The organism is Mesorhizobium quangtriensis (genome assembly GCF_040081925.1).
GTDB lineage: Bacteria > Pseudomonadota > Alphaproteobacteria > Rhizobiales > Rhizobiaceae > Mesorhizobium_K > Mesorhizobium_K quangtriensis.
This window is the reverse complement of the sequence record NZ_JBEBMF010000002.1, coordinates 1,241,624-1,262,417: the sequence shown is the minus strand read 5'-3', so window position 1 is coordinate 1,262,417 and position 20,794 is coordinate 1,241,624. Positions and strand designations below refer to the sequence as shown.

Annotated in this window: 23 protein-coding genes; 10 read left to right on the top strand and 13 right to left on the bottom strand. The window is 63.8% G+C overall.

The genetic code is table 11. The annotated features are described in order from the left end of the window. Positions 1-5: 5 nt before the first annotated feature. The 6 genes from ABMA32_RS14775 to ABMA32_RS14750 form a co-directional block, all read right to left on the bottom strand. A complete protein-coding gene (locus ABMA32_RS14775; protein WP_349014504.1) occupies positions 6-377 on the bottom strand; it encodes a cupin domain-containing protein in 372 nt (123 codons plus the stop codon). Positions 378-381: 4 nt separating this feature from the next. Next, on the bottom strand, positions 382-1,575 hold the full coding sequence (gene sucC / locus ABMA32_RS14770) for an ADP-forming succinate--CoA ligase subunit beta (RefSeq protein WP_349014503.1): 1,194 nt from the start codon (positions 1,573-1,575) through the stop codon (positions 382-384). Between the two features lie 12 nt (positions 1,576-1,587). Beyond that, positions 1,588-2,556 (bottom strand): malate dehydrogenase, encoded by a 969-nt coding sequence (gene mdh / locus ABMA32_RS14765; protein ID WP_349014502.1) that lies wholly within the window; start codon positions 2,554-2,556, stop codon positions 1,588-1,590. Between the two features lie 260 nt (positions 2,557-2,816). Next, positions 2,817-4,013, bottom strand: coding sequence for a cell division protein ZapE (zapE, locus tag ABMA32_RS14760; protein WP_349014501.1), 1,197 nt, complete (start codon positions 4,011-4,013; stop codon positions 2,817-2,819). A 31-nt stretch (positions 4,014-4,044) separates the two neighbouring features. After that, entirely contained in the window at positions 4,045-4,584 is a 540-nt protein-coding gene (locus tag ABMA32_RS14755) for an AprI/Inh family metalloprotease inhibitor (RefSeq protein ID WP_349014500.1), read from the bottom strand. 154 nt (positions 4,585-4,738) lie between these two features. Next, entirely contained in the window at positions 4,739-5,191 is a 453-nt protein-coding gene (locus tag ABMA32_RS14750; RefSeq protein WP_349014499.1) for a VOC family protein, read from the bottom strand. Between the two features lie 159 nt (positions 5,192-5,350). Between ABMA32_RS14750 and dapF the strand changes: the two genes are divergently transcribed. From dapF to phnE, 8 genes are all read left to right on the top strand, one after another. Beyond that, positions 5,351-6,235 (top strand): diaminopimelate epimerase, encoded by an 885-nt coding sequence (gene dapF, locus ABMA32_RS14745; RefSeq protein ID WP_349014498.1) that lies wholly within the window; start codon positions 5,351-5,353, stop codon positions 6,233-6,235. Continuing rightward, complete coding sequence (gene mtaB, locus ABMA32_RS14740; protein WP_349014497.1) at positions 6,235-7,542, top strand: tRNA (N(6)-L-threonylcarbamoyladenosine(37)-C(2))-methylthiotransferase MtaB; 1,308 nt, start codon at positions 6,235-6,237, stop codon at positions 7,540-7,542. The genes dapF and mtaB overlap by 1 nt, the downstream gene beginning before the upstream one ends. Positions 7,543-7,547: 5 nt before the next feature. Continuing rightward, the gene (gene ftsY, locus ABMA32_RS14735) at positions 7,548-8,909 is read left to right on the top strand and encodes a signal recognition particle-docking protein FtsY (RefSeq protein WP_349014496.1); all 1,362 of its coding nucleotides are present in this window, start codon (positions 7,548-7,550) and stop codon (positions 8,907-8,909) included. A gap of 3 nt (positions 8,910-8,912) precedes the next feature. Continuing rightward, complete coding sequence (locus tag ABMA32_RS14730; RefSeq protein WP_349014495.1) at positions 8,913-9,563, top strand: septation protein A; 651 nt, start codon at positions 8,913-8,915, stop codon at positions 9,561-9,563. 14 nt (positions 9,564-9,577) lie between these two features. Next, positions 9,578-10,198 (top strand): pyridoxamine 5'-phosphate oxidase family protein, encoded by a 621-nt coding sequence (locus ABMA32_RS14725; protein ID WP_349014494.1) that lies wholly within the window; start codon positions 9,578-9,580, stop codon positions 10,196-10,198. 134 nt (positions 10,199-10,332) lie between these two features. Further along, a complete protein-coding gene (locus tag ABMA32_RS14720) occupies positions 10,333-11,193 on the top strand; it encodes a PhnD/SsuA/transferrin family substrate-binding protein (RefSeq protein WP_349014493.1) in 861 nt (286 codons plus the stop codon). Beyond that, a complete protein-coding gene (locus tag ABMA32_RS14715; RefSeq protein ID WP_349014492.1) occupies positions 11,174-12,013 on the top strand; it encodes a phosphonate ABC transporter ATP-binding protein in 840 nt (279 codons plus the stop codon). Before ABMA32_RS14720 ends, ABMA32_RS14715 begins: the two co-directional genes overlap by 20 nt. After that, a complete protein-coding gene (gene phnE / locus ABMA32_RS14710) occupies positions 12,006-12,815 on the top strand; it encodes a phosphonate ABC transporter, permease protein PhnE (protein WP_349014491.1) in 810 nt (269 codons plus the stop codon). The genes ABMA32_RS14715 and phnE overlap by 8 nt, the downstream gene beginning before the upstream one ends. A 55-nt stretch (positions 12,816-12,870) precedes the next feature. Here phnE and ABMA32_RS14705 read toward each other — a convergent pair whose 3' ends face one another. The 4 genes from ABMA32_RS14705 to ABMA32_RS14690 form a co-directional block, all read right to left on the bottom strand. Continuing rightward, positions 12,871-13,566 carry a class I SAM-dependent methyltransferase gene (locus ABMA32_RS14705; RefSeq protein ID WP_349014490.1) on the bottom strand — a complete coding sequence of 232 codons (696 nt, stop codon included), beginning with the start codon at positions 13,564-13,566 and terminating at the stop codon, positions 12,871-12,873. A gap of 12 nt (positions 13,567-13,578) precedes the next feature. Next, positions 13,579-14,373 (bottom strand): DUF805 domain-containing protein, encoded by a 795-nt coding sequence (locus ABMA32_RS14700; protein WP_349014489.1) that lies wholly within the window; start codon positions 14,371-14,373, stop codon positions 13,579-13,581. A 63-nt stretch (positions 14,374-14,436) separates the two neighbouring features. Then, positions 14,437-14,898, bottom strand: coding sequence for a hypothetical protein (locus ABMA32_RS14695; protein ID WP_349014488.1), 462 nt, complete (start codon positions 14,896-14,898; stop codon positions 14,437-14,439). A 21-nt stretch (positions 14,899-14,919) separates the two neighbouring features. Beyond that, positions 14,920-15,300 carry a DUF6152 family protein gene (locus tag ABMA32_RS14690; RefSeq protein ID WP_349014487.1) on the bottom strand — a complete coding sequence of 127 codons (381 nt, stop codon included), beginning with the start codon at positions 15,298-15,300 and terminating at the stop codon, positions 14,920-14,922. A 144-nt stretch (positions 15,301-15,444) separates the two neighbouring features. Between ABMA32_RS14690 and ABMA32_RS14685 the strand changes: the two genes are divergently transcribed. Together ABMA32_RS14685 and ABMA32_RS14680 are read left to right on the top strand one after the other, a co-directional pair. Further along, a complete protein-coding gene (locus tag ABMA32_RS14685) occupies positions 15,445-15,603 on the top strand; it encodes a hypothetical protein (RefSeq protein ID WP_349014486.1) in 159 nt (52 codons plus the stop codon). A gap of 105 nt (positions 15,604-15,708) precedes the next feature. Next, positions 15,709-16,743: an aspartate-semialdehyde dehydrogenase gene (locus ABMA32_RS14680; RefSeq protein ID WP_349014485.1), complete on the top strand. Its 1,035-nt coding sequence runs from the start codon at positions 15,709-15,711 to the stop codon at positions 16,741-16,743. Between the two features lie 181 nt (positions 16,744-16,924). Here ABMA32_RS14680 and ABMA32_RS14675 read toward each other — a convergent pair whose 3' ends face one another. From ABMA32_RS14675 to ABMA32_RS14665, 3 genes are all read right to left on the bottom strand, one after another. Further along, the gene (locus ABMA32_RS14675) at positions 16,925-17,269 is read right to left on the bottom strand and encodes a hypothetical protein (RefSeq protein ID WP_349014484.1); all 345 of its coding nucleotides are present in this window, start codon (positions 17,267-17,269) and stop codon (positions 16,925-16,927) included. Next, a complete protein-coding gene (gene purH, locus ABMA32_RS14670; protein ID WP_349014483.1) occupies positions 17,269-18,885 on the bottom strand; it encodes a bifunctional phosphoribosylaminoimidazolecarboxamide formyltransferase/IMP cyclohydrolase in 1,617 nt (538 codons plus the stop codon). Before purH ends, ABMA32_RS14675 begins: the two co-directional genes overlap by 1 nt. 62 nt (positions 18,886-18,947) lie before the next feature. Continuing rightward, the gene (locus ABMA32_RS14665; protein ID WP_349014482.1) at positions 18,948-20,684 is read right to left on the bottom strand and encodes a heparinase II/III family protein; all 1,737 of its coding nucleotides are present in this window, start codon (positions 20,682-20,684) and stop codon (positions 18,948-18,950) included. Positions 20,685-20,794 lie beyond the last annotated feature (110 nt).

The window sequence follows — 20,794 nt, the reverse complement described above, 5'->3', positions numbered from 1 at the left end:
GGTTCCTACAATCTCTTCAGCTCAGCGACAGTCAGGTCACTCTTGGCATTGCCGGTGTTGAGGGTCGTCGAGGGTTCGAACATCAGTACGATGGGTTCGGCCGTCATCGAGCGCGGGCGATGCTCGACGCCGCGCGGCACGACGATGAAGTCGCCCTCGCCGAGCTCGACTTCACCATCGCGGAAATCGATGGCGATCCTGCCGCGCAGAACCAGAAACGCCTCGTCCTCGGCCTCATGCGCATGCCAGTCGAAAACCGCGCCGAACTTCGCGACCTTGGCCTGGGCATCGTTGATGTCGCCGGCGATGTGCGGATCGAAGACCTTGGCGATCTTCTCATCCGCCGCCTGAACGAGGTTTATCTTGCGCGGGGGCACAGGGTCAGCCCTTCACCGCCGCGACGATCTTCTTCGCGGCATCGTCGAGGTCGTCGGCCGAAACAACGTTCAGGCCGCTCTCGTTGATGATCTTCTTGCCTAGTTCCGCGTTGGTGCCTTCCAGCCGCACGACAAGCGGCACCTTCAGCCCGACTTCCTTGACGGCTGCGATCACGCCCTCGGCGATGACGTCGCACTTCATGATGCCGCCGAAGATGTTGACGAGGATGCCTTCGACCTTCGGGTCAGCGGTAATGATCTTGAAAGCCGCCGCGACCTTTTCCTTGCCGGCGCCGCCGCCGACGTCGCAGAAGTTGGCCGGCTCGGCGCCGTAGAGCTTGATGATGTCCATCGTCGCCATGGCAAGGCCGGCGCCGTTGACCATGCAGCCGATGTTGCCGTCGAGCGCGACGTAGGCGAGGTCCCACTTGGAAGCCTCGATTTCCTTGGCGTCTTCCTCGGTCTCGTCGCGCAGCGCCTTGATGTCGTCATGACGGAACAGTGCATTGCCGTCGAACGACATCTTGGCGTCGAGAACGCGCAGGCGACCGTCCTTCATGACGATCAACGGGTTTACTTCCAGAAGGCTCATGTCCTTGTCGGTGAAGGCCTTGTAAAGCAGCGGGAACAGCGTGCTGCCATCCTTGGCAGCGTCGCCGTCGAGCTTCAGCGCGGTGTTCAGCTTTGCGACGTCCGCAGCGGTCACGCCCGTCTCGGGGTCGATCGCCACGGTGATGATCTTCTCGGGCGTGTCATGCGCGACCGTCTCGATGTCCATGCCGCCTTCGGTCGAAACGACGAAGGCGATGCGGCCGACCGAGCGGTCGACCAGGATGGAGAGGTAGAGTTCGCGTGCGATGTCCGCGCCGCCCTCGATATAGAGGCGGTTGACCTGCTTGCCTGCCGGGCCGGTCTGCTTGGTGACCAGCGTGTTGCCCAGCATCTCCTTGACGTTGGCAACGACCTCCTCGACGGACTTCGCCAGCCGCACGCCGCCCTTGGCGTCAGGCGAAAGCTCCTTGAACTTGCCCTTGCCGCGTCCGCCGGCGTGGATCTGGCTCTTCACCACATAGAGCGGGCCGGGCAACTTCTTCGCAGCGGCCTCGGCGCCGGCTGCGTCAAACACCGGAACGCCCTCGGCGATCGGCGCGCCGTAGGCCTTCAGAACCTGCTTGGCCTGATATTCATGGATATTCATGGCTGCGGCACCTTATTTGCGGGCGAGGTTCGGCGCGATCTTCACGCAGGCCTCGCACAGCGTCTGCACGGATTCGACCGACTTCTCGAACATCTTCTGCTCGGCCTTGTTCAGGTCGATCTCGATGACGCGCTCGACGCCGCCGGAGCCGATGACTGTCGGCACGCCGACATAGAGGTTCTTCACGCCATACTGGCCGGACAGGTGGGCGGCGGCGGGCAGCACGCGCTTCTTGTCCTTAAGGTAGGACTCGGCCATCTGGATCGCCGAGGAAGCCGGAGCATAATAGGCCGAGCCGGTCTTCAGCAGGCCGACGATCTCGGCGCCGCCATCGCGGGTGCGCTGGACAATCTGGTCGAGCTTTTCCTTGGTGGTCCAGCCCATCTTGACGAGGTCGGGCAGCGGGATGCCGGCGACCGTCGAATAGCGGGTCAGCGGCACCATCGTGTCGCCGTGGCCGCCAAGCACGAAAGCGGTCACGTCCTCGACGGAAACCTTGAATTCCTCGGCGAGGAAGTAGCGGAAGCGTGCCGAGTCGAGCACGCCGGCCATGCCAACCACATGCGTCTTGGGCAGGCCGGAGAACTTCTGCAGCGCCCAGACCATCGCGTCGAGCGGGTTGGTGATGCAGATGACAAAGGATTTTGGTGCATATTTGCGAATACCCGCTCCGACCTGCTCCATGACCTTCAGATTGATGCCGATCAGGTCGTCGCGGCTCATCCCGGGCTTGCGCGGTACGCCGGCGGTGACGATGCAGACGTCCGCACCCTCAATGCCGGAATAGTCGTTGACGCCGGCGTAACGGGCGTCAAATCCCTCGACCGGCGAAGACTGCGCGATGTCGAGGCCCTTGCCCTGCGGTGTGCCTTCCGCGATGTCGAAGAGCACGACGTCGCCCAGCCCCTTGAGGCCAATGAGGTGTGCAAGCGTGCCGCCGATCATGCCTGACCCGATGAGGGCAATCTTGTTGCGTGCCATGTGAGGATTTTTCCCTATAATCCGTGAACCAGGACAGCCCCGGTCTATGCGAAAGCCAAAGATTAGGCGGCATTGACGCCGGAAAATGTGCGCATGCAAATAAACCCATGCCAGAAAAACTTCAAACGATAATTTTGAGTCGAATGTTTTCAATCGTTTAGATAAATATTCATTTACGTAAACGTCAAAGTTTTGTCATCAATTCGTCATCAACCTAGCGCAAAGAACCGTCTGGAAGCAGTGATTTTACGGGGCGGACATCATTCCGGAACCGAAGCGTTCGGGCTGGTAAGCGTGCGCTCCTTCGACCATGCCTCCAGCCATTCCGCGCTTTGCATCTCCATCAGGCGCGAGACGGTGCGGTCGAATTCGAACGCTTCCGTGACGCCGGATGCGCCGGCATAGAGCCCGTCGGGCGGTGTAGCGGCGCTGATCACCACCCGCATGTGCCTGTCGTAGAGCGTGTCGACCAACAGGATGAAGCGCTTGGTGGCGTTGCGGCGCGACTGGTCCATCACCGGCACATGGTCAATGAATATCGTGTCGTACTTTTCGGCGATGGCCAGATAGTCGCGCGCGGCAAGCGGCGCGTCGCAGAGATCGGCAAAGCCGAAGCGCGCGGCCTTGCCGGCGCTTAGCGTCACCGCGACCTGCCGGCCTTTTACCGTGACCATGTCCGGCGCGGCGACCTTGCCATGCGTCACAGCGGCCCAGGCCTCGCCCATACGTCGGTCGGTCTCCGCCGAAAGCGGCGTCAGGTAGACCGGCATGCGATTGAGCTTTTCCATGCGGTAGTCGGTCGGGGACTCCAGCGTCATGACCTGCGTATGGCGCTTTAGCAGCGCTACGAAGGGCAGGAAAAGCTGGCGGTTCAGGCCATCGCGATAGAGGTCGTCGGGGGCGACGTTGGAGGTGGCTACCAGCACGACGCCGTTCTCGAACAGCGCGGAGAACAGCCGAGACAGGATCATTGCGTCGGCGATGTCGGTCACCGTGAATTCGTCGAAGCACAGCACCCACGCCTCGTCCGCAAGCGCCCGCGCCACCGGCGGTATCGGATCGTCCTCGCGGACTGTCCCTTCCTTGCGTGCCTGCCGGTGCTTCTGGATGCGGTCCTGCGCATCCGCCATGAAGGCGTTGAAGTGGACGCGACGCTTGCGCCGCACCGGGACAGTGTCGAAGAACATGTCCATCAGCATCGTCTTGCCGCGCCCGACGCCGCCGTGGATGTAGAGGCCGGTGACTTTCTCCTGCGCGGCTCGGTTCTTGGCGAACAGCCAGCCGAGCGCGCTCGACTTGCGCTGCAGCCTTTTGGCGCGGATTTCGTCGATCAGGTTGTCGAGAGCCGCAACCACCGGACGCTGCGCCGGGTCGTCAGTGATCTCGCCCTTTTCGACTAGACGCCCATAGCGCTGCGCAACGGTCGAATACGACTCTGGACCGTCACGCAGGTGCATTGATCATTAGGACGAAAAGTGGATGGGACAATTACCTGGAAAGCGAGATAGGCAATCCGGTGGCTGTCTGTCCATTGAATTTTCCTTCGCCGGAAGAATACAGAGTCGCCACCACCGAACCGCTCTCGTCATAGAGCGAGAGCTGCTTGCCGGCGACGTTCCAGCTCTTGACGCCATCGACCGGAGCCGGGCAACGCAGCGGGCCGGCGCGGTAGCCGGAGCCGAACTTGGTCTGCGGGGTCGCGACGCGGCAGCTCTGGCCGGCGACCGAAGCGCTCCAGACGCCTGCGACATTCGCCGTCGTCAGATCGGGCGCGGCTGCCGCTGCCGGATCGGGTCCCGCGGCCGCAACCTGCGTGCCTGCGCCGGGTGCGGTCGGGAAGGCTGCAGGGTCAGTCGGCGTGGTCGGCGATGCCGGCGGCGGCAGGGTCGTCGAGGACGTGACACTGCCCGACGGCGCCGCCTGCAACGGGGCCGGCTGTTCGTTCATCGACGAGAAGCGCGTGCTGGAGCAGCCCGCGGTCAACACCGCCAGCGACACTGCAGCAAGGCTGATCTTCGAAAATGCCATAACACCCCTCCGTCGGGCCGGCGCGCGGCCTCGGGACAATCCTTCCACCACCTACAAGACGATGAAGGTGGCCAAATTTCAGCCTGATATGGTTAAAATTGGGTGTGCGGCGAGATTTATCGCGAAATATTCTCAATATTTATGACGTTCTGTGTCAGCCGGGACGACTTCCTGGCGCTAAGCTCGGTACGAAGACATACCCGCTCGGACCTATGACGTAGCATTCCCGCAGGCCGTGCGGCTTGTCGAGTGAGCCAGCGAGAACGTGGTAGTCATGTTCGCGCGCCTTTGCCTCGGCCATGTCGGGGTCGAGGCCATAGATGCGGATCTCCATGCCTGTTCCGCGCTGTTCTGCGCCGTCGATCAGGCCGGCCATGGGATTGTCCGAATAGGAATGGTCGGCATGCAGCATGAAGACCGAGCCCTGTAGCGTCACGGCTGCGAAATCCTCGTCGGCATAGACGATCGTTGCGCCGAGGACATCGCGACAGAAAGCCTGCATCGGCGCGATATCAGGCACGAGCAGGTTGATCCCGATCCCGCGCGGCAACGAGCGGCCGAAATCGTCGGCGCTCATCCACGGCGTCCTGGTGCGTTTCATCGCCATGAAGTCGATCCTAGCCGGCCTTGTTGCCGGCGCGGCGTCCAGTGTTGGCGAATTCTTGTGCCAGGGAGAGCCTTGGCCACCATGGGTGGCTGCGGGCCGCACTGGTAATTGCCCGTCGATTCGGCCATATAGCCGGAAACCGAAGCGGAAGCGTTCTCCATGGCCAGCGCGGCCCCATTTGCCAAGATGAACGGGCTCGGCAACGCCATTGTCGTTGCCGACATGCGCGGCCGCGCCGATCGCGTAACGCCGGATGCTGCGATCGCGCTCAATGCCGATCCCGCGACCAAGTTCGACCAGATCATGGCCATCCACGATCCCCGAACGCCGGGCACGGCCAATTATATCGAGATCATCAATTCCGACGGATCGCGGGCGCAGGCCTGCGGCAACGGCATGCGCTGTGTCGTGCAGGCGCTTGCGGCCGAAACCGGCGAGAAGCGCTTCACCTTCGAGACCGTCGCCGGCATCCTGACGGCGGAAGAACATGCCGACGGGCTGATCTCCGTCGACATGGGCGTGCCGCGTTTTGGCTGGCAGGATATCCCGCTGGCCGAAGAATTCCGCGACACGCGCATGATCGAACTGCAGATCGGGCCGATCGACGCGCCTGTCCTGCACTCGCCCTCGGTCGCCAGCATGGGCAATCCGCACGCCATCTTCTGGGTCGACAATGACGTTTGGAGCTACGCGCTCGACCGCTTCGGCCCGATGCTGGAAAACCACCCGATCTTCCCGGAGCGCGCCAACATCACCATCGCGCAGGTCACCTCGCGTGACACGATGACGATCCGCACCTGGGAACGCGGTGCGGGCCTAACGCTGGCCTGCGGATCCGCCACCTGCGCAGCGGCGGTGTCGGCAGCGCGCACGGGCCGCACGGGCCGGAACGTCGCGGTCACCGTACCGTCGGGTGGGACGCTGACAATCGAATGGCGCGGCGACGACCATGTCGTCATGACCGGCCCGGCGGAGTGGGAATTCTCCGGCACCTTCGATCCCGCGATCGGCACATGGCTGCGTGATACGGAAAGCGACGCCTGATGTCGGGTTCGACACGCGGCATCGACATCGTCACCTTTGGGTGCCGGCTCAATACCTATGAGTCGGAAGTCATGCGCCGCGAGGCGACCGCCGCCGGACTTGGTGAACTGCAGGACGGCGCCGTCATCTTCAACACCTGCGCCGTAACGGCGGAAGCCGTCCGGCAGGCCAAGCAGTCGATCCGCAAGGCGCGCCGCGAGAACCCGAACGCCCGCATCATCGTCACCGGCTGCGCCGCGCAGACCGAGCCGGCGACCTTCTCCGACATGGACGAGGTCGATCTCGTCCTCGGCAACGAGGAGAAGCTGAAGGCCCACAACTACCGCGCGCTGCCGGACTTTGGCGTCAACGATTTCGAGAAGGCGCGCGTCAACGACATCTTCTCGGTGCGCGAAACCGCTGGACATCTGGTCGACGCCATCGAGGGCCGCGCCCGTGCTTTCGTGCAGGTACAGAACGGCTGCGACCATCGCTGCACCTTCTGCATCATCCCCTACGGTCGGGGCAATTCGCGCTCGGTGCCGATGGGCGCTGTTGTCGAGCAGGTGAAGCGGCTGGCCGGCAATGGCTATGCCGAGGTGGTGTTGTCGGGCGTCGATCTCACCAGCTACGGCGCCGACCTGCCCGGAGCGCCGAAGCTCGGCAAACTCGTCAAGACGATCCTGCGGCAGGTGCCGGATGTGCGCCGGCTAAGGTTGTCCTCGATCGACTCCATCGAGGCGGAGGCGGAACTGATGGAAGTCATCGCCACCGAGAAACGGCTGATGCCGCATCTGCACCTGTCGCTCCAGTCCGGCGACAACATGATCCTGAAGCGCATGAAGCGCCGCCATCTGCGCGACGATTCCATTCGCTTCTGCGCCGAGGTTCGCGCACTGCGGCCAGACATCGTCTTTGGCGCGGACATCATCGCCGGCTTTCCGACCGAGACGGAGGCGATGTTCGAGAATTCGCTTGGGATCGTCGAGGAATGCGGACTGACGCACCTGCATGTCTTTCCGTTCTCGCCGCGTGAAGGCACGCCTGCCGCGCGCATGCCGCCGGTGCGGCGCGAAGTCGTCAAGGAGCGCGCCGCGCGACTGCGTGCCGTGGGCGAAAAGGCCTACAAGCGGCATCTCGCCTCTGTCGTGGGAACCGCCCAGTCCGTGCTGATCGAGCGCGAGGGACTTGGCCGTACCGAAGGCTTTACGCTGGCCGCGCTCGACGCCGGCCGCCCGGGTGAGATCGTAGAGGCTATCGTCACCGGCCATGATGGCGAGCGACTGGTCGCCGTGCCCGCCCCAACCCAACAGGTACGGGCTGCCTGACACCCATGGCCACCGGTTTCTTCAAACGCGTCTTTTCCTTCGGTAGCGACCCGGTTCCGCCGCCGCCTCCGGAAACACCTGCTGCACCGCCGGAAGCGCCCCCCGTTCCACGGGAGACGCCGAGCCAGCCCCCCGAGACGCCACCCGCCGCTCCGCCAGAGACGCCGCAGCCTCCTGCCCCCGCGCGGCCTGCTGAAGTCCCGCCAAGCTCGCCGCCGGAGGTGCCCGCCGAACCGGTCCCGGAATCCGACCCCGCGCCAATAGAAATACCGCAAGCGCCGGACCTTCAGCCCATCGAGCCGCCGCCGGAGATTCCCTCGCAAACGGTTATCTCGGCTCTTCCTGTTGCAGGCGTCGAGCCGCCACGCCCCGGCGGCGCGAAGGTCATCGTCGGCAAGACTGTCGGTCAATCCGCCGAGCCCGTTGCAGTTGCTCCGACGGAAGCGCCGAAGCCCTCGTGGTTCCAGCGTCTAAGCCACGGTCTCGCCCGTTCCTCGCGTGAGCTTTCGGGCAACATCGCCGGCGTCTTCACGAAGAAGAAGCTGGATGAGGAGACGCTGCAGGATCTGGAGGACGTGCTGATCCGAGCCGATCTCGGCATGGAGACGGCGCTGCGCATCACCGACGCGCTGTCGGCAAGCCGCTATGGACGCGATGTCTCCGACGCTGACGTGCGCACCATCATGGCCTCCGAAGTCGAGAAGGTGCTGACGCCTGTGGCGAAGCCGCTGGAGCTCGATCTCTCGCATAAGCCACATGTCGTCCTCGTGGTCGGCGTCAACGGCACCGGCAAGACGACCACCATCGGCAAGCTTGCGGCCAAGCTGACCGCCGGCGGTCTGAAGGTCACGCTTGCTGCCGGAGACACCTTCCGCGCCGCCGCGATCGAGCAGCTGAAAATCTGGGGCGAACGCACGGGCTCGCAGGTCGTGTCTTCGAAGCTTGGCGCGGACGCTGCCGGCCTTGCCTTCGAAGCCTACGAAAAGGCAAAGGAGGCTGGCTCCGACGTCCTCATCATCGACACGGCCGGCCGGTTGCAGAACAAGGTCGAGCTGATGGCCGAGCTCGAGAAGATCGTGCGCGTGCTCGGCAAGCATGATGCCGACGCGCCGCATACGGTGCTGCAGACTGTCGATGCGACGACCGGGCAGAACGCCATGAACCAGGTCGAAATCTTCCGCAATGTCGCCGGCGTCAGCGGTCTCGTCATGACCAAGCTCGACGGCACGGCGCGGGGCGGCATCCTCGTGGCCATCGCCGCCAAGCACAAGCTGCCGGTCTATTTCATCGGTGTCGGCGAAGGCGTCGACGACCTCGAACCTTTTTCCGCAAGCGATTTCGCCAAAGCGATCGCAGGAGTGGCGTGACGCATGAATTCTTCCGTGATCGAACGCGAACCCGGCGACCCCAAGAAGAAGGAGATAAATCCGCTTCTGAAGCTGGCGCTGGAGCTTGGGCCGCTGCTGGTGTTCTTCTTCGCCAATGCGCGCGGCGAATGGCTTGGCGAACGGTTTCCTGTCCTTGCCGAGTTCGGCGGGCCGATCTTCATTGCGACCGGCCTGTTCATGATCGCGACCGCGATTGCGCTTTCGGTATCTTGGGTGCTGACGCGCACCTTGCCGATCATGCCGTTGGTGTCGGGCGTTGTGGTCTTCGTGTTCGGCGGGCTGACGCTCTATCTGCAGGACGATCTCTTCATCAAGATGAAGCCGACCATCATCAACACGCTGTTCGGCGCTGTCCTGCTTGGCGGTCTCTTCTTCGGCAAGTCGCTGCTCGGCTACGTCTTCGATTCGGCCTTCAGCTTGGACGCGGAGGGATGGCGCAAGCTGACGCTTCGCTGGGGCCTCTTCTTCCTGTTTCTGGCTGTTATCAACGAGATCGTCTGGCGCAATTTCTCGACCGATTTCTGGGTGGCGTTCAAGGTGTGGGCGGTGATGCCTATCACGCTGGTCTTTACGTTCAGCCAGATGCCGCTCATCATGCGCCATTCGCTCGATGACAGGTTCAAGAAGAGCTAGCGGGGACACGGCCGGTGGAATTCATTGCGACATATGACGAGCTGCGCACAGTCTATAAGACGCCGGAGCCCGATGCCGGTTCAATCCGCAAGGAACTGAAGAAGCTCGACGGCCACTGCAAGGCTTTTATTGCGCGCAGTCCCTTCGTCCTCATCGGCTCGTCGGATGGCATGGGCAATGCAGACGTGACGCCGAAAGGCGACAAGCCCGGTTTTGCCGCGATCCTCGATGACAACACGATCGCCATTCCCGATCGACCCGGAAACAACCGGCTCGACACGCTGGAGAATATTATCGTCAACCCTGCGGTCGGTCTGCTGTTCCTTATCCCCGGCATGAACGAGACGCTGCGCGTCAACGGCGAGGCGAGGATCACCGTCGATGCCGGCTTGCGCGAGCGCCTGACGGTGGATGGCAAGCCGCCGCTCAGCGTCGTGGTCGTCACCGTGAAGGCCGCCTACATGCATTGCGCCAAGGCTTTCATGCGCTCCGATTTGTGGAAGCCGGAGGCCTGGCCCGACCGCAAGTCGATGCCGACGCTCGGCCAGATCCTGCACGACCAGCTTTCGCTCGAAGAAACGCCGGCTGAGACAGACCGCTGGCTGGACGACGCCTACGCCAAGTCCATGTGGTGACCGACCGCCCGCGCGGATAAGGAACGCGCCGGACGTCGTCCACAGCCCCATATCCTTAGCCGGATACCGTCATCCGCCTGTCAACCGGCCGCGCTAAGCCAGTCCCGACCTGTGATCCAAGGAAGGGACTCCGAATGCTGAAGATGATTGGCGCGGTTGCCGCGCTGGCGATGATGACTTTGACCGCCACCGCCGCCGACAAGGTGCGCTTTGCCGTGACCGACGTCGAGGGGTTGGAGAAGCTGCACCAGGAATTCGGTCCGTTCCGCGACGAGCTGCAGGAACTCACCGGCCTTGAGATCGAGTTCTTCCCCGTCAATTCGCGCACCGCCGCCGTCGAGGCGCTGACCTCCGACCAGGTCGATCTGGTCCTCACCGGCCCGGCCGAATATGTGGTGATGAAGGAACTCACCAACGCCGAGATCGTCACCGCATGGCAGCGCCCGGAGTACTATGCGCAGGTTGTCGTGCTGGCCGACGGCCCCATCAAAACGGTCGCCGCCCTCAAAGGCAAGAAGGTGGCCTTCGGGTCGGTCGGCTCGACCTCGCAGCATCTCGGCCCGGCGCAGGTGCTGACCGATCTTGGTCTGCCGCAGAGCGACTACACCCCTGAGATCATCAGCCGCAACGTCGCTGTGGAAGCGATGATCAATGGCGACATCGCCGCCGTCGGCATGAACCGCGGTCACCTTGCCAGCATCCGTGAGGCCTATCCCGAGACGGCGTTCATCGTGCTGGCGCGCGGCCGCGATCTGCCGAACGACGTGCTCGTCGCCCGCGCAGATGCGGACGCCGCCGTCGTGCAGAAGGTACGCGACGCCTTCGTCAACAACGGCAAGGACCTTATGGCGTCCGTTGTCGAAACCACTGACGACAACAAGAAGTACGAAGGCGGCTTCTTCATCACCACTGTGAAGGACGCTGACTACGACTACGTCCGCGACATGTACCGCACCATCGGCGTCGACAGCTTCAATGCCTTCGTCGGTGACTGAACTCGACCTGCCGGGGACCGCATCGCGGTCCTCGGCTGTCATTGAAAGCCTGTGTCCGCCGCCCACGCGGGTGGCGGCGCTGATCGAGACGCGCGACCTCGTCCAGCGTTACGCGGGCGCGTCCCCCGTCCTCGACCGCATCGACCTGACTATTCGCGAAGGCGATACAGTTGCGCTGATCGGATCGAACGGTGCAGGAAAATCGACGCTCCTGAAGACGCTGGTTGGTCTGAACGCCATCGATGCCGGCAGCGTCACCATCTTCGGCGAACGGTTCGAGCGTCGGCCCGGGCGCAGTCACATGGCCGCGATCCGCCGGCAGATCGGTTTCGTCTTCCAGCATCACGGGCTGGTGCGCCGGCAGACGGCGCTGACGAATGTCGTCCAGGGCATGCTCGGCATGCCGGGCGGCTGGCGGGCATGGCACCATGCGATCGCACCCGCCGAATGGCGGGACCGGGCTGTGGGCGCGCTCTCGGCTGTTCGCCTCGCCGACAAGGCGCAGTCGCGTGCCGACCGACTGTCGGGGGGGCAGGCACAGCGAGTGGCCATCGCGCGCGCCTTGGTGCGCCAACCGCGTCTGCTGATCGCGGACGAACCGGCGGCGAGCCTCGATCCGGCTACGGGTCACGATGTCATGCGCACCTTCCTCGAGATCGCGGAATCGACCGGCACCACGCTCGTCTTCACGTCGCACGACATGGAGCATGCGCTTTCCTATGCGCGGCGGGTCATCGCTCTCAAGGGCGGACGCGTGTTCCTCGATGCCGAGAGCCGCGATCTCAGGGCACACGATCTGGAGCCGGTTTTCCGTGGCTGACATTCTTTCGTCGCGGCACGAGACGCCGCCTCGCTTGGCGGGCGCTTCGGCGCTCCGCTTCACGCTTCTCGTCGTTGCGGCGGCGCTCGTCATCGTGTCGATCGGTGATGTCGCACCATCGCCCGAAAGGCTGCTGAACGGGTCTGAGCGCATGGTGAAGCTGGTCGGCCGCATGCTGCCGCCGGAGACGAATCCGGAATTCCTCTGGCGCATTACGCTCCGGCTGATCGAGACGTTCCAGATCGCCATCGCCGGAACTGTGATCGGCATACTGGTCAGCCTGCCCATCGCCTGGATGTCGGCACGCGGCATCACTCCGGTCGCGATGACCGCCTTTCTCTTCAAGGGGCTGGTTTCATTCTTTCGCACGGTGCCCGACCTCGTCTGGGCACTCGTCTTCGTCGCTTCGGTCGGGCTCGGTGCGGTGGCCGGCACGATGACGATCATCGTCGACACAATAGGCTTCTGCGGGCGCTTCTTCGCGGAGGCGATGGAGGATGCCGACAGGGAGCCGCAGGAAGCGCTGACAGCGATCGGCGCCAGCCGCTTCAGTATATTGTGTGGAGCGGTGATCCCCGACGCGCTGCCGTCGATGGTCAATACGGGGATTTTCGCGCTGGAGAAATCCGTACGTGCCTCGGTGGTGCTCGGCCTCGTGGGGGCCGGCGGCATCGGGCAGGAACTGAAGGTCGCCTTCGACCTCTTCCAGTACCGCAACGCGTCCACCATCATCATCGCGGTCTTCGTGGTCGTGCTGGCGATGGAATGGGCGACCGACCGGCTGCGGGCGCGGCTGGCCTGAAACAAACACCTGAAGGCTTCGCCAGCCTTCAGGTGTTAAAGTGCGATGCCGATTCTCAGAGCTTCTCGGCTACCACGTGCCAGTGCCAGTGGCCCGGCTTCTGCTCGCGGTCGACGAGGCCCTTCAACTCGAAACCGGGCAGCAGAGCGACGAGTTCGCCCGCGTTGCAATAGAAATGGGGATGGACTTTGTCGTCGCTGGCGTCCTTCACGACGAAGGTGTTCGGCGCGATCTCCTCGCCGACGCCGTAGTTGACGTTGCGCTTGGATAGCATGGTGAGCTGCAGCGTGGCGCCTTGGCGCAGGACGCGCGATATTTCGGCGATAGTGGCGGCCAGGATTTCGGGGTCGCCGTGATAGATGACGTTGAAGGCGAGCAGATAGTCGAAGCTGGCGTCGGCGAAGGGTAGCTCGGTCATGACGCCGTGATGCGTGCGCACCGACAGCCGCTCGGACTCGGCGTCCTTGCGCAGTTGAGCGATGCCGACCTCGCTGCCATCCAGCGCATCGACGTTGAAGCCCATGCGGGCCAGGGCAAGCGCATGACGACCGACGCCACTGCCGAGATCGAGCGCGTCAGCCCCGCCCGCAGAAATCACCGAAGTCGCGCAGGCAAGAACGTCCGGGTCCGCCTGCGACCAAGCGCGTCGCCCATCCTCGGACTGCCAGGTCTCGTTCCATTTCCGGTGTGCCGTATCTGTGCGCATCGCCTGCTCTCCGTTGGGGTTCAGGCGCGCGTAGCAGAACTGCATGACAGCCGTGCGTCAGGGGCCGGTATAGGGCGGCGGGATCGGCACGCCCTCGGGCATCGGTCCCCACTTGTTTTCGCGCTTCTGCGAGGGGATCAGCGTCACTACGAAGATGATCAGGCCGCCGATGGTGAAGAGCGAGAGCACGACGAACAGCAAATAGAACCAGCCCGACATGCCGACATCGTGGAAGCGCCGCACGGTCACCGCAAGTCCCGGCAGGAAGCCGACGAGGATGGCGAGCCCGAGAGCTATCAGGATCCCCACCGGCCCGCTGCCATAGGGATCGAAATTGCCGAGCATGGCATCGGCCATGAGGCCGGCAAAGGACAGGACGATCAGCGCAAGCGTCGAGAACAGCACGAAGGCCCAGTATTCCTTGCGCCGCGCGCGCCCGCGGAATGTGGCGTAGTCGGCAGTCATGCAATTCCAGAAGTAGGCCCACAAGCCCATCGAAGGCGTCGGTTGGGCTACCGGAGCGTCGCTAGCGGAAGCGTTGCGGCCAAAATGCTGTTGCGCAGTGGGAGCGGCGCGCGGCGCCGCCGGCGGTGTAGCCAGCGAAGGCACGGAAGATACGCGTACGCGCGGCTCCGATGTTTCGACCGTTGCCGTTCCGCCTGCCTGAGACACGCCCGCCTGGAACACGTCGCGCGCCTGCGTGCCGTTTTCGCGGAATTCAACCGCCGTTCCCCTGGCGATTGGGAAGGCGCGCCGCATGTCTTCGCGCCGGAAGGTGTAGCGGTTGCCGTCGTCGCCCGTGATAAAGCCGAAGCCTTGCGCCTCGTCGTAATGTAGCACTTCCCCGCGCATCGATCCCTCCGAATCCCCGCGTCAGCCTAGCATTGGGCTTGCTGTCCCGCCAATCGCGGGCGTTCAGAGGTAGCCTATGAACCGGCCAGCCAGAAGCGCGCCGCTCCAGGCCAATATGGAGAGAACTGCGCTGATGCGCATCGCTGTCGGTGGCGCGTCAGAACGCTTCCGATGCGCAGACGCGGCGAAGACGAGGAAATTGAGTGCTGCCAGCGCGATCAGCCCGAGCTTCAACAGGAAGGCAAAGTTGCCGGCATAGGTTGTCGCCTGAACCGAGAAAAGCAGCAGCCCCGTGACCGCCGCGAATGCGAATGCCCCGAGTGCGATGGGCCGAAGCAACTCGACGAGCTTTTCGGTAGTAATAGAGCGTATGGCGCCCAGCGTCGCGAAGTCCATCAGCAAGACGCTCGTGAAAAGCGTTCCGATCGAAGCGATGTGCAGCGCGTTGACGAGCGGATAGGCAAAGAACGAACCCTTGAGCACGCGGGCCGGCCACAAGTGCTCGATGGCTTGCAGGAACTCCATGCTTCCGCCGACTCTGGTCGATCAGCTCGGCGCTCGGTTCGGATAAACGTCATAGGACTTTCCGTTGACCGTCACGCGTACCGCCTTCATGTGCTTTTCTGTCTCTTCCCGCGAGCGGTTGCCAAGCACGACGACATCGTCGCCAACCTTGGCGGTGTCTTCCATGAAGCCGGCGCGCGCTGTGGCCGAGGGCGTGGCGAGATCGACGCGCCAGATCTCGCCCTCCACGTCAACATCGAGCGTCGGGTGCGGGTTTCCGTAATAGATGGCGCTGATCTTGCCGGTCAACTCGAAGAAACCGTCCTCGGTCCATGCCCAGCCGTGGTGGGCAAATGCAGGCGCGGCCGCCAGCAGCGCAATCGCTGCCGCTCCCGTTAGCAGAACCCGTCTGGTGATTGCCATGGTCCTTCTCCTTATCTGAATGCCGCCAAAGCTAGGGCTTGGTGCCAGGCCGTCCAATCACATCCGGCTGAACGCCGGGGAGCCTCCCGATTGACTATTTGCGGATTCCCGGTAAAAGCCCGGCCTCGAACGGGAATTCGGACAATGCGCGGCCTCGCCATGGCGCTTTTTGCACTGGACTTCCCCGGCAACGAAGGATCGCTTGCAGCGAACCGTTGGGCCGGGCGGTTTGGCGTGCCGTTCCTGTCGATACTCACCACGACCAAGACGATCAGCAAAAAAACGACCGCCAAAACGGTCTGATCTCCCTTGGCCTAACCTTCCCTCCCGGGTTTGGCCCGGGGAGACGAGGCCCGCGCCGACCGGCGGGGTTTCCTCCAAACAACAGGCGAGGGCAGGAGAACTACCATGGGTTTCAAGGTTGCAGTCGCCGGTGCCACGGGCAATGTCGGTCGTGAAATGCTCAATATCCTCGAGGAGCGCGGCTTTCCGGCCGACGAGGTCGTGGCGCTTGCCTCGCGCCGCAGCCAGGGCACGGAAGTGTCCTATGGCGACAGGACGCTGAAGGTCAGGGACCTCGCGACTTACGACTTTTCCGACACCGACATTTGCGTCATGTCGGCCGGCGGCGAGGTGTCCAAGCAGTGGTCGCCCAAGATCGGCCAGCAGGGTTGCGTCGTCATCGATAATTCGAGCGCCTTCCGCTACGACCAGGACGTGCCGCTGATCGTGCCGGAGGTGAACCCCGACGCGATCTCGCTGTTCTCCCGCAAAAACATCATCGCCAACCCGAACTGCTCGACCGCGCAGCTTGTCGTCGCGCTGAAGCCGCTGCATGACGCCGCCACCATCAAGCGTGTCGTCGTGTCGACCTACCAGTCCGTTTCGGGCGCCGGCAAGGAAGGCATGGACGAACTGTTCACCCAGACCCGCGCTGTCTTCGTCGCCGATCCGGTCGAAGCGAAGAAGTTCACCAAGCGCATCGCCTTCAACGTCATCCCCCACATCGACGTGTTCATGGAAGACGGCTCCACCAAGGAAGAGTGGAAGGTGTCGGCCGAGACCAAGAAGATGCTCGACCCGAAGATCAAGGTCACCTGCACGGCCGTGCGCGTGCCGGTCTTCATCGGCCATTCGGAAGCCGTCAACATCGAGTTCGAGAAGCCGATCACCGCCGACGAGGCGCGCGACATCCTGCGCGAGGCGCCGGGCGTGCTCGTCGTCGACAAGCACGAGAACGGCGGCTACATCACGCCGATCGAGAGCGCCGGCGAAGACGCCACCTACGTCAGCCGCATCCGCGAGGACCAGACCATCGACAATGGCCTGAACATGTGGGTCGTCTCCGACAACCTGCGCAAGGGCGCTGCCCTCAACGCCGTGCAGATCGCCGAACTGCTGATCGAGCGCGGCCTGATCCAGCCGAAGAAGAAGGCGGCGTAGTTTTCGCTCACGGGCCCTATCGCCGCCTGTGGCGGCCGGCCCTTCGCGGGGGCCGGATAAGCAGGCGGCCCGCAGTCGCGAGTTCGGCCTAACGGGGACCAGAGAATGGATATAAAGCGAATTTGCAGACAAAGAATCTGTCCAATCACCTTTCGTAGAAGACTCGAGACCTCTACCAAATTCAATCGAACTGATAGCGCTTATAGAATACCATGATCCGTATCCCAGCCTTAGTGCTACGGACGAACAGATTTATGTCTGGACCGTTAGCGGCTTTGTGCGGAAGCCCGACATGAATCAGTCTATCGCCACCAGAAAGTTTTTCGACGAAGGCGTTGTCTTCCCATCGGCTTAGGTCGTCCGAAATCAGCTTTACGGTATCGTCGAATTGCTCCTTCATGCTTGCGGGGTTGATAAACGGAAGATCCGACAGAGCTTCGAAGCGAGGCCAGTCCTTTGCCAGGGCCGCTGCGAGGATGTTGGCTATTTTTTCCCGTTCCAGGGAAGTAAGCGGTAGGCTGGGCATCAGTGCCTGAAATGCCTCGTGCCGGTGAACACCATGGCGATGCCGTGCTCGTCGGCGGCGGCGATCACGTCTTCGTCGCGCATCGAGCCTCCCGGCTGGATCACAGCCGTCGCGCCGGCCTCGACCGCAGCCAGCAGTCCGTCGGCGAAAGGGAAGAAGGCGTCCGACGCCACGACCGAGCCCTTCGTCAGGGGTTCTGAGTTTCCGGCCGCCTCAGCAGCATCCAGCGCCTTGCGCGCCGCGATGCGTGAAGAGTCCACGCGGCTCATCTGGCCGGCACCGATGCCGACGGTGGCGAGATCCCTCGCATAGACGATTGCGTTGGATTTGACGTGCTTGGCAACGCGGAAGGCGAATTTCAGGTCGGCCATCTCTGCATTCGTCGGTGCACGCTTGGTTACGACCTTGATATCGAGGTCATCGACGACTGCATTGTCGCGGCTCTGCACGAGCAGCCCGCCGGCGACCGACTTCACGCCCATGCCAGCCCCGCGCGGGTCGGGCAAGCCGCCCGTCACCAGCAGGCGCAGGTTCTTCTTCGCCGCGACGATGGCCTGTGCAGCCTCGCTCGCGTCGGGAGCGATGATCACCTCGGTGAAGGTCTTCACGATCTCCTCGGCCGCCTCCGCATCGAGCAGTCGGTTCAGCGCGACGATGCCGCCGAAAGCCGAGACAGGATCGCAGGCGAGCGCCTTCAGGTAGGCGTCCTTCAGGCTCGTGCCCTCGGCCACGCCGCACGGGTTGGCGTGCTTGATGATGGCGACGGCTGCCGTCCGTGCCGGGTCGAATTCACCGGCAAGCTCGAAGGCGGCGTCGGTGTCGTTGATGTTGTTGTAGGAAAGCTGCTTGCCCTGCAACTGGCGCGCGGTGGCGACGCCCGGGCGCTTCTCGCCGGTGACGTAGAAGCCGGCCTGCTGGTGCGGGTTCTCGCCATAGCGCATCACGCTGTCGAGCTTGCCGCCGAAAGCGCGCCACGTCGGATGCTCGATCGCAAGCGCATCGGCGAACCAGCTCGAGATGGCCGCATCATAGGCGGCGGTGCGCGCAAACGCTTTGGCGGCCAGCTTCTGGCGGAACTCCAGCGACAGGCTGCCGAAGTTCATTTCCAGTGCGTTCAGTACGGCCGCATAGTCTTCCGGGTCGGTGACGATGGCGACATAAGCGTGGTTCTTTGCCGAGGCGCGCACCATCGCGGGCCCACCGATGTCGATGTTCTCGACGATCGACGCGTAGTCCGCGCCCGACTGGCGGACCTGCTCGAACGGATAGAGGTTCACCACGACGAGATCAATCGGCTCGATGCCGTGCCTCTCCATCGCCTCGACATGTTCCGCGTCGTCGCGAATGCCGAGTAGAGCCCCATGCACCGAGGGATGCAGCGTCTTGACGCGGCCGTCCATGATCTCGGGGAACCCGGTCAGTTCGGAGACGTCGCGCACGGCGATGCCGGCCTGTTCCAGCGCCTTGGCGGTGCCGCCCGTCGACACCAGCTCCACGCCGCTCTTCGACAGCGCCGCCGCGAACTCCGTCAGTCCGGTCTTGTCGGAGACGGACAGCAGCGCACGTCGTACCGGCACGAGGTCAGGCGCGGGAATCTTCTTGGAGGCGACCGCCATGTCGGGAGGCCTTTCTTTGTGGCTGACAGAAAGGCTGCGCGTAACCCCTCGGGAGCGGGAAATCAAGAAGCCGAGGGACCTCGGGGCTCAAGCTCCACGATATGCGTGCGGGTCAGCTGCCAGTGCACCTCGGGAATCTCGGACGCCTTGAAGGCAAGCAGGATCTGGCGGCTGCGGCGCGGTCCGCCGAGGCCAGCGAAATAGATGGACTCCTCCACCGTCGGCATGACCTCCTCGCAGGACAGCACCCAGCGGTCGGCGTTCGTCGCGGTCAGCACGAAGCGGTCGGCCTCGTCCTGAAAGAGCTCCACGTCAGGATGCAGATGGAAGCGGATCGTCACGAGGTCGCGCCCGTTGTCGCGGGCGGCAGCTCCGCCGGAACGCAGGAAGCGGTCGACGCCGGCCAGCACGTTGCCTTCCGAGGACAGCGAAAGCTCCCGCTCGTGGTAGAGCGAGAACCGCGCAACGTAGCCGTCGTGGCTGGCGATGAAACCCTGTGAGCCGGGCCGGTCGGTGCGCTGGCAGGGTACATGCTGAGGGCCGCCGATCAGCGGCGGGCTTTGCAGATCGTTGACGCGGATGGAGTGGTTGAAGCGCGCCGACGAGGTGTCGTTGATGGTAGCCGTCGAATGCGCTGCGGTCGCCCGCGCGAGCGGCCGGAACTCGGCCGCGCCATAGGTGTCGACGCCACAATTGACGACAAAATGCTGCCGGCCCGACGACATCTCGAAGGAGAGGCAGCCGGCATGGGCGGCGTTCGACACGTCGACCGGCGGCGGCTGGCCCGTGTCGGCGATGACGGTCACCCCGCCCATCGACAGCCGCTCGTAGCCGGAGTGCGGCGCGTGCAGAAGCGGCGCGCCTTCGGTGTCGTCATGGCGCAGGATGGCCGCGATGCGGTCGTGGATGGTGGCGCCCATGCCGTTGAAGCGAGCGAGCGCGCCGTCCTCGTGGCGGAAGAAGCGCAGGGCCGGCAGCATGCGGTCGACCGCGCCGACAAGCGCAGGCGGCGGCGTCTCGGCCTGGTTGGTGTAGGTGTGGCGCAGCGGCAGCAGGTCCGCCAGCAGTTCCATCACGGTCATCGGGTTGCGCGAGATGTGCCCACCGTCGGGCAAAATCTGCCGCTCGAGCTCCTCCGACAGTTGGCGCGTGGCGTTGCGCAGCGCCGAAACAGGAGTTGGCAGCGAGAGCGCGGCGAAAGCAAGCGCGATGCGCGCGCGCAGCCTGTCCTTTCCGTCCGGCATCTCCTTCACGACCGAGCGAAGGTACCGGATCTGCATGGCCAGCGATTTCAGATAGGCCCGGTAGAATGGGAACTCGGCCCCCTGCAGAACGACAGGCGAATGCTGCAGCCAGGCGATGATGCGCTTGGCCGTCGTCGACGGCTCCCAGGCGACGCCCGAGATGGTTCCGCCATGGGTGGAGATCCAGTCGGAGACCAGCGCCCGCGCGTTGGCGGCGGAGAGGTCCGTGCCGGCGGCGCGCATGTGGCGCAGCCAGCGGAAGCCGTGCAGCGTCTTCAGCCAGCCGCGGTTCTGCACCTCGATCTGGAAAGGTGAGCGCCCCCCGGTCTCGACGAGATGGCCCGAAAGCGGAAAGCGGCCGTAGTAGATTTCCAGCGCGATCTGCGGGTCGGCGAGACGAAGGTCCGGCGGCGCGATCAGCACCCGCTCGGGCGTTCGGCCCGAGTAGCGCCAGCGGTAGAGTGGGCCGGCGCGCAGCCGCCGCCGCGTCTTTCGCCACATCTCGCGTGCGACGAGCGTCCAGAGACGCGTCGTGTTGCCCGTCGCAGTCGCCAATGCAAATTCCTCTCCGCTTCGCAGCCGGACGACCGCTGTCCCGGGGTGGTCGAATGGCTAGCCGATTCAGGACTTTACATGAGAGTGAATTTTACGTGAAGGCAATTGCG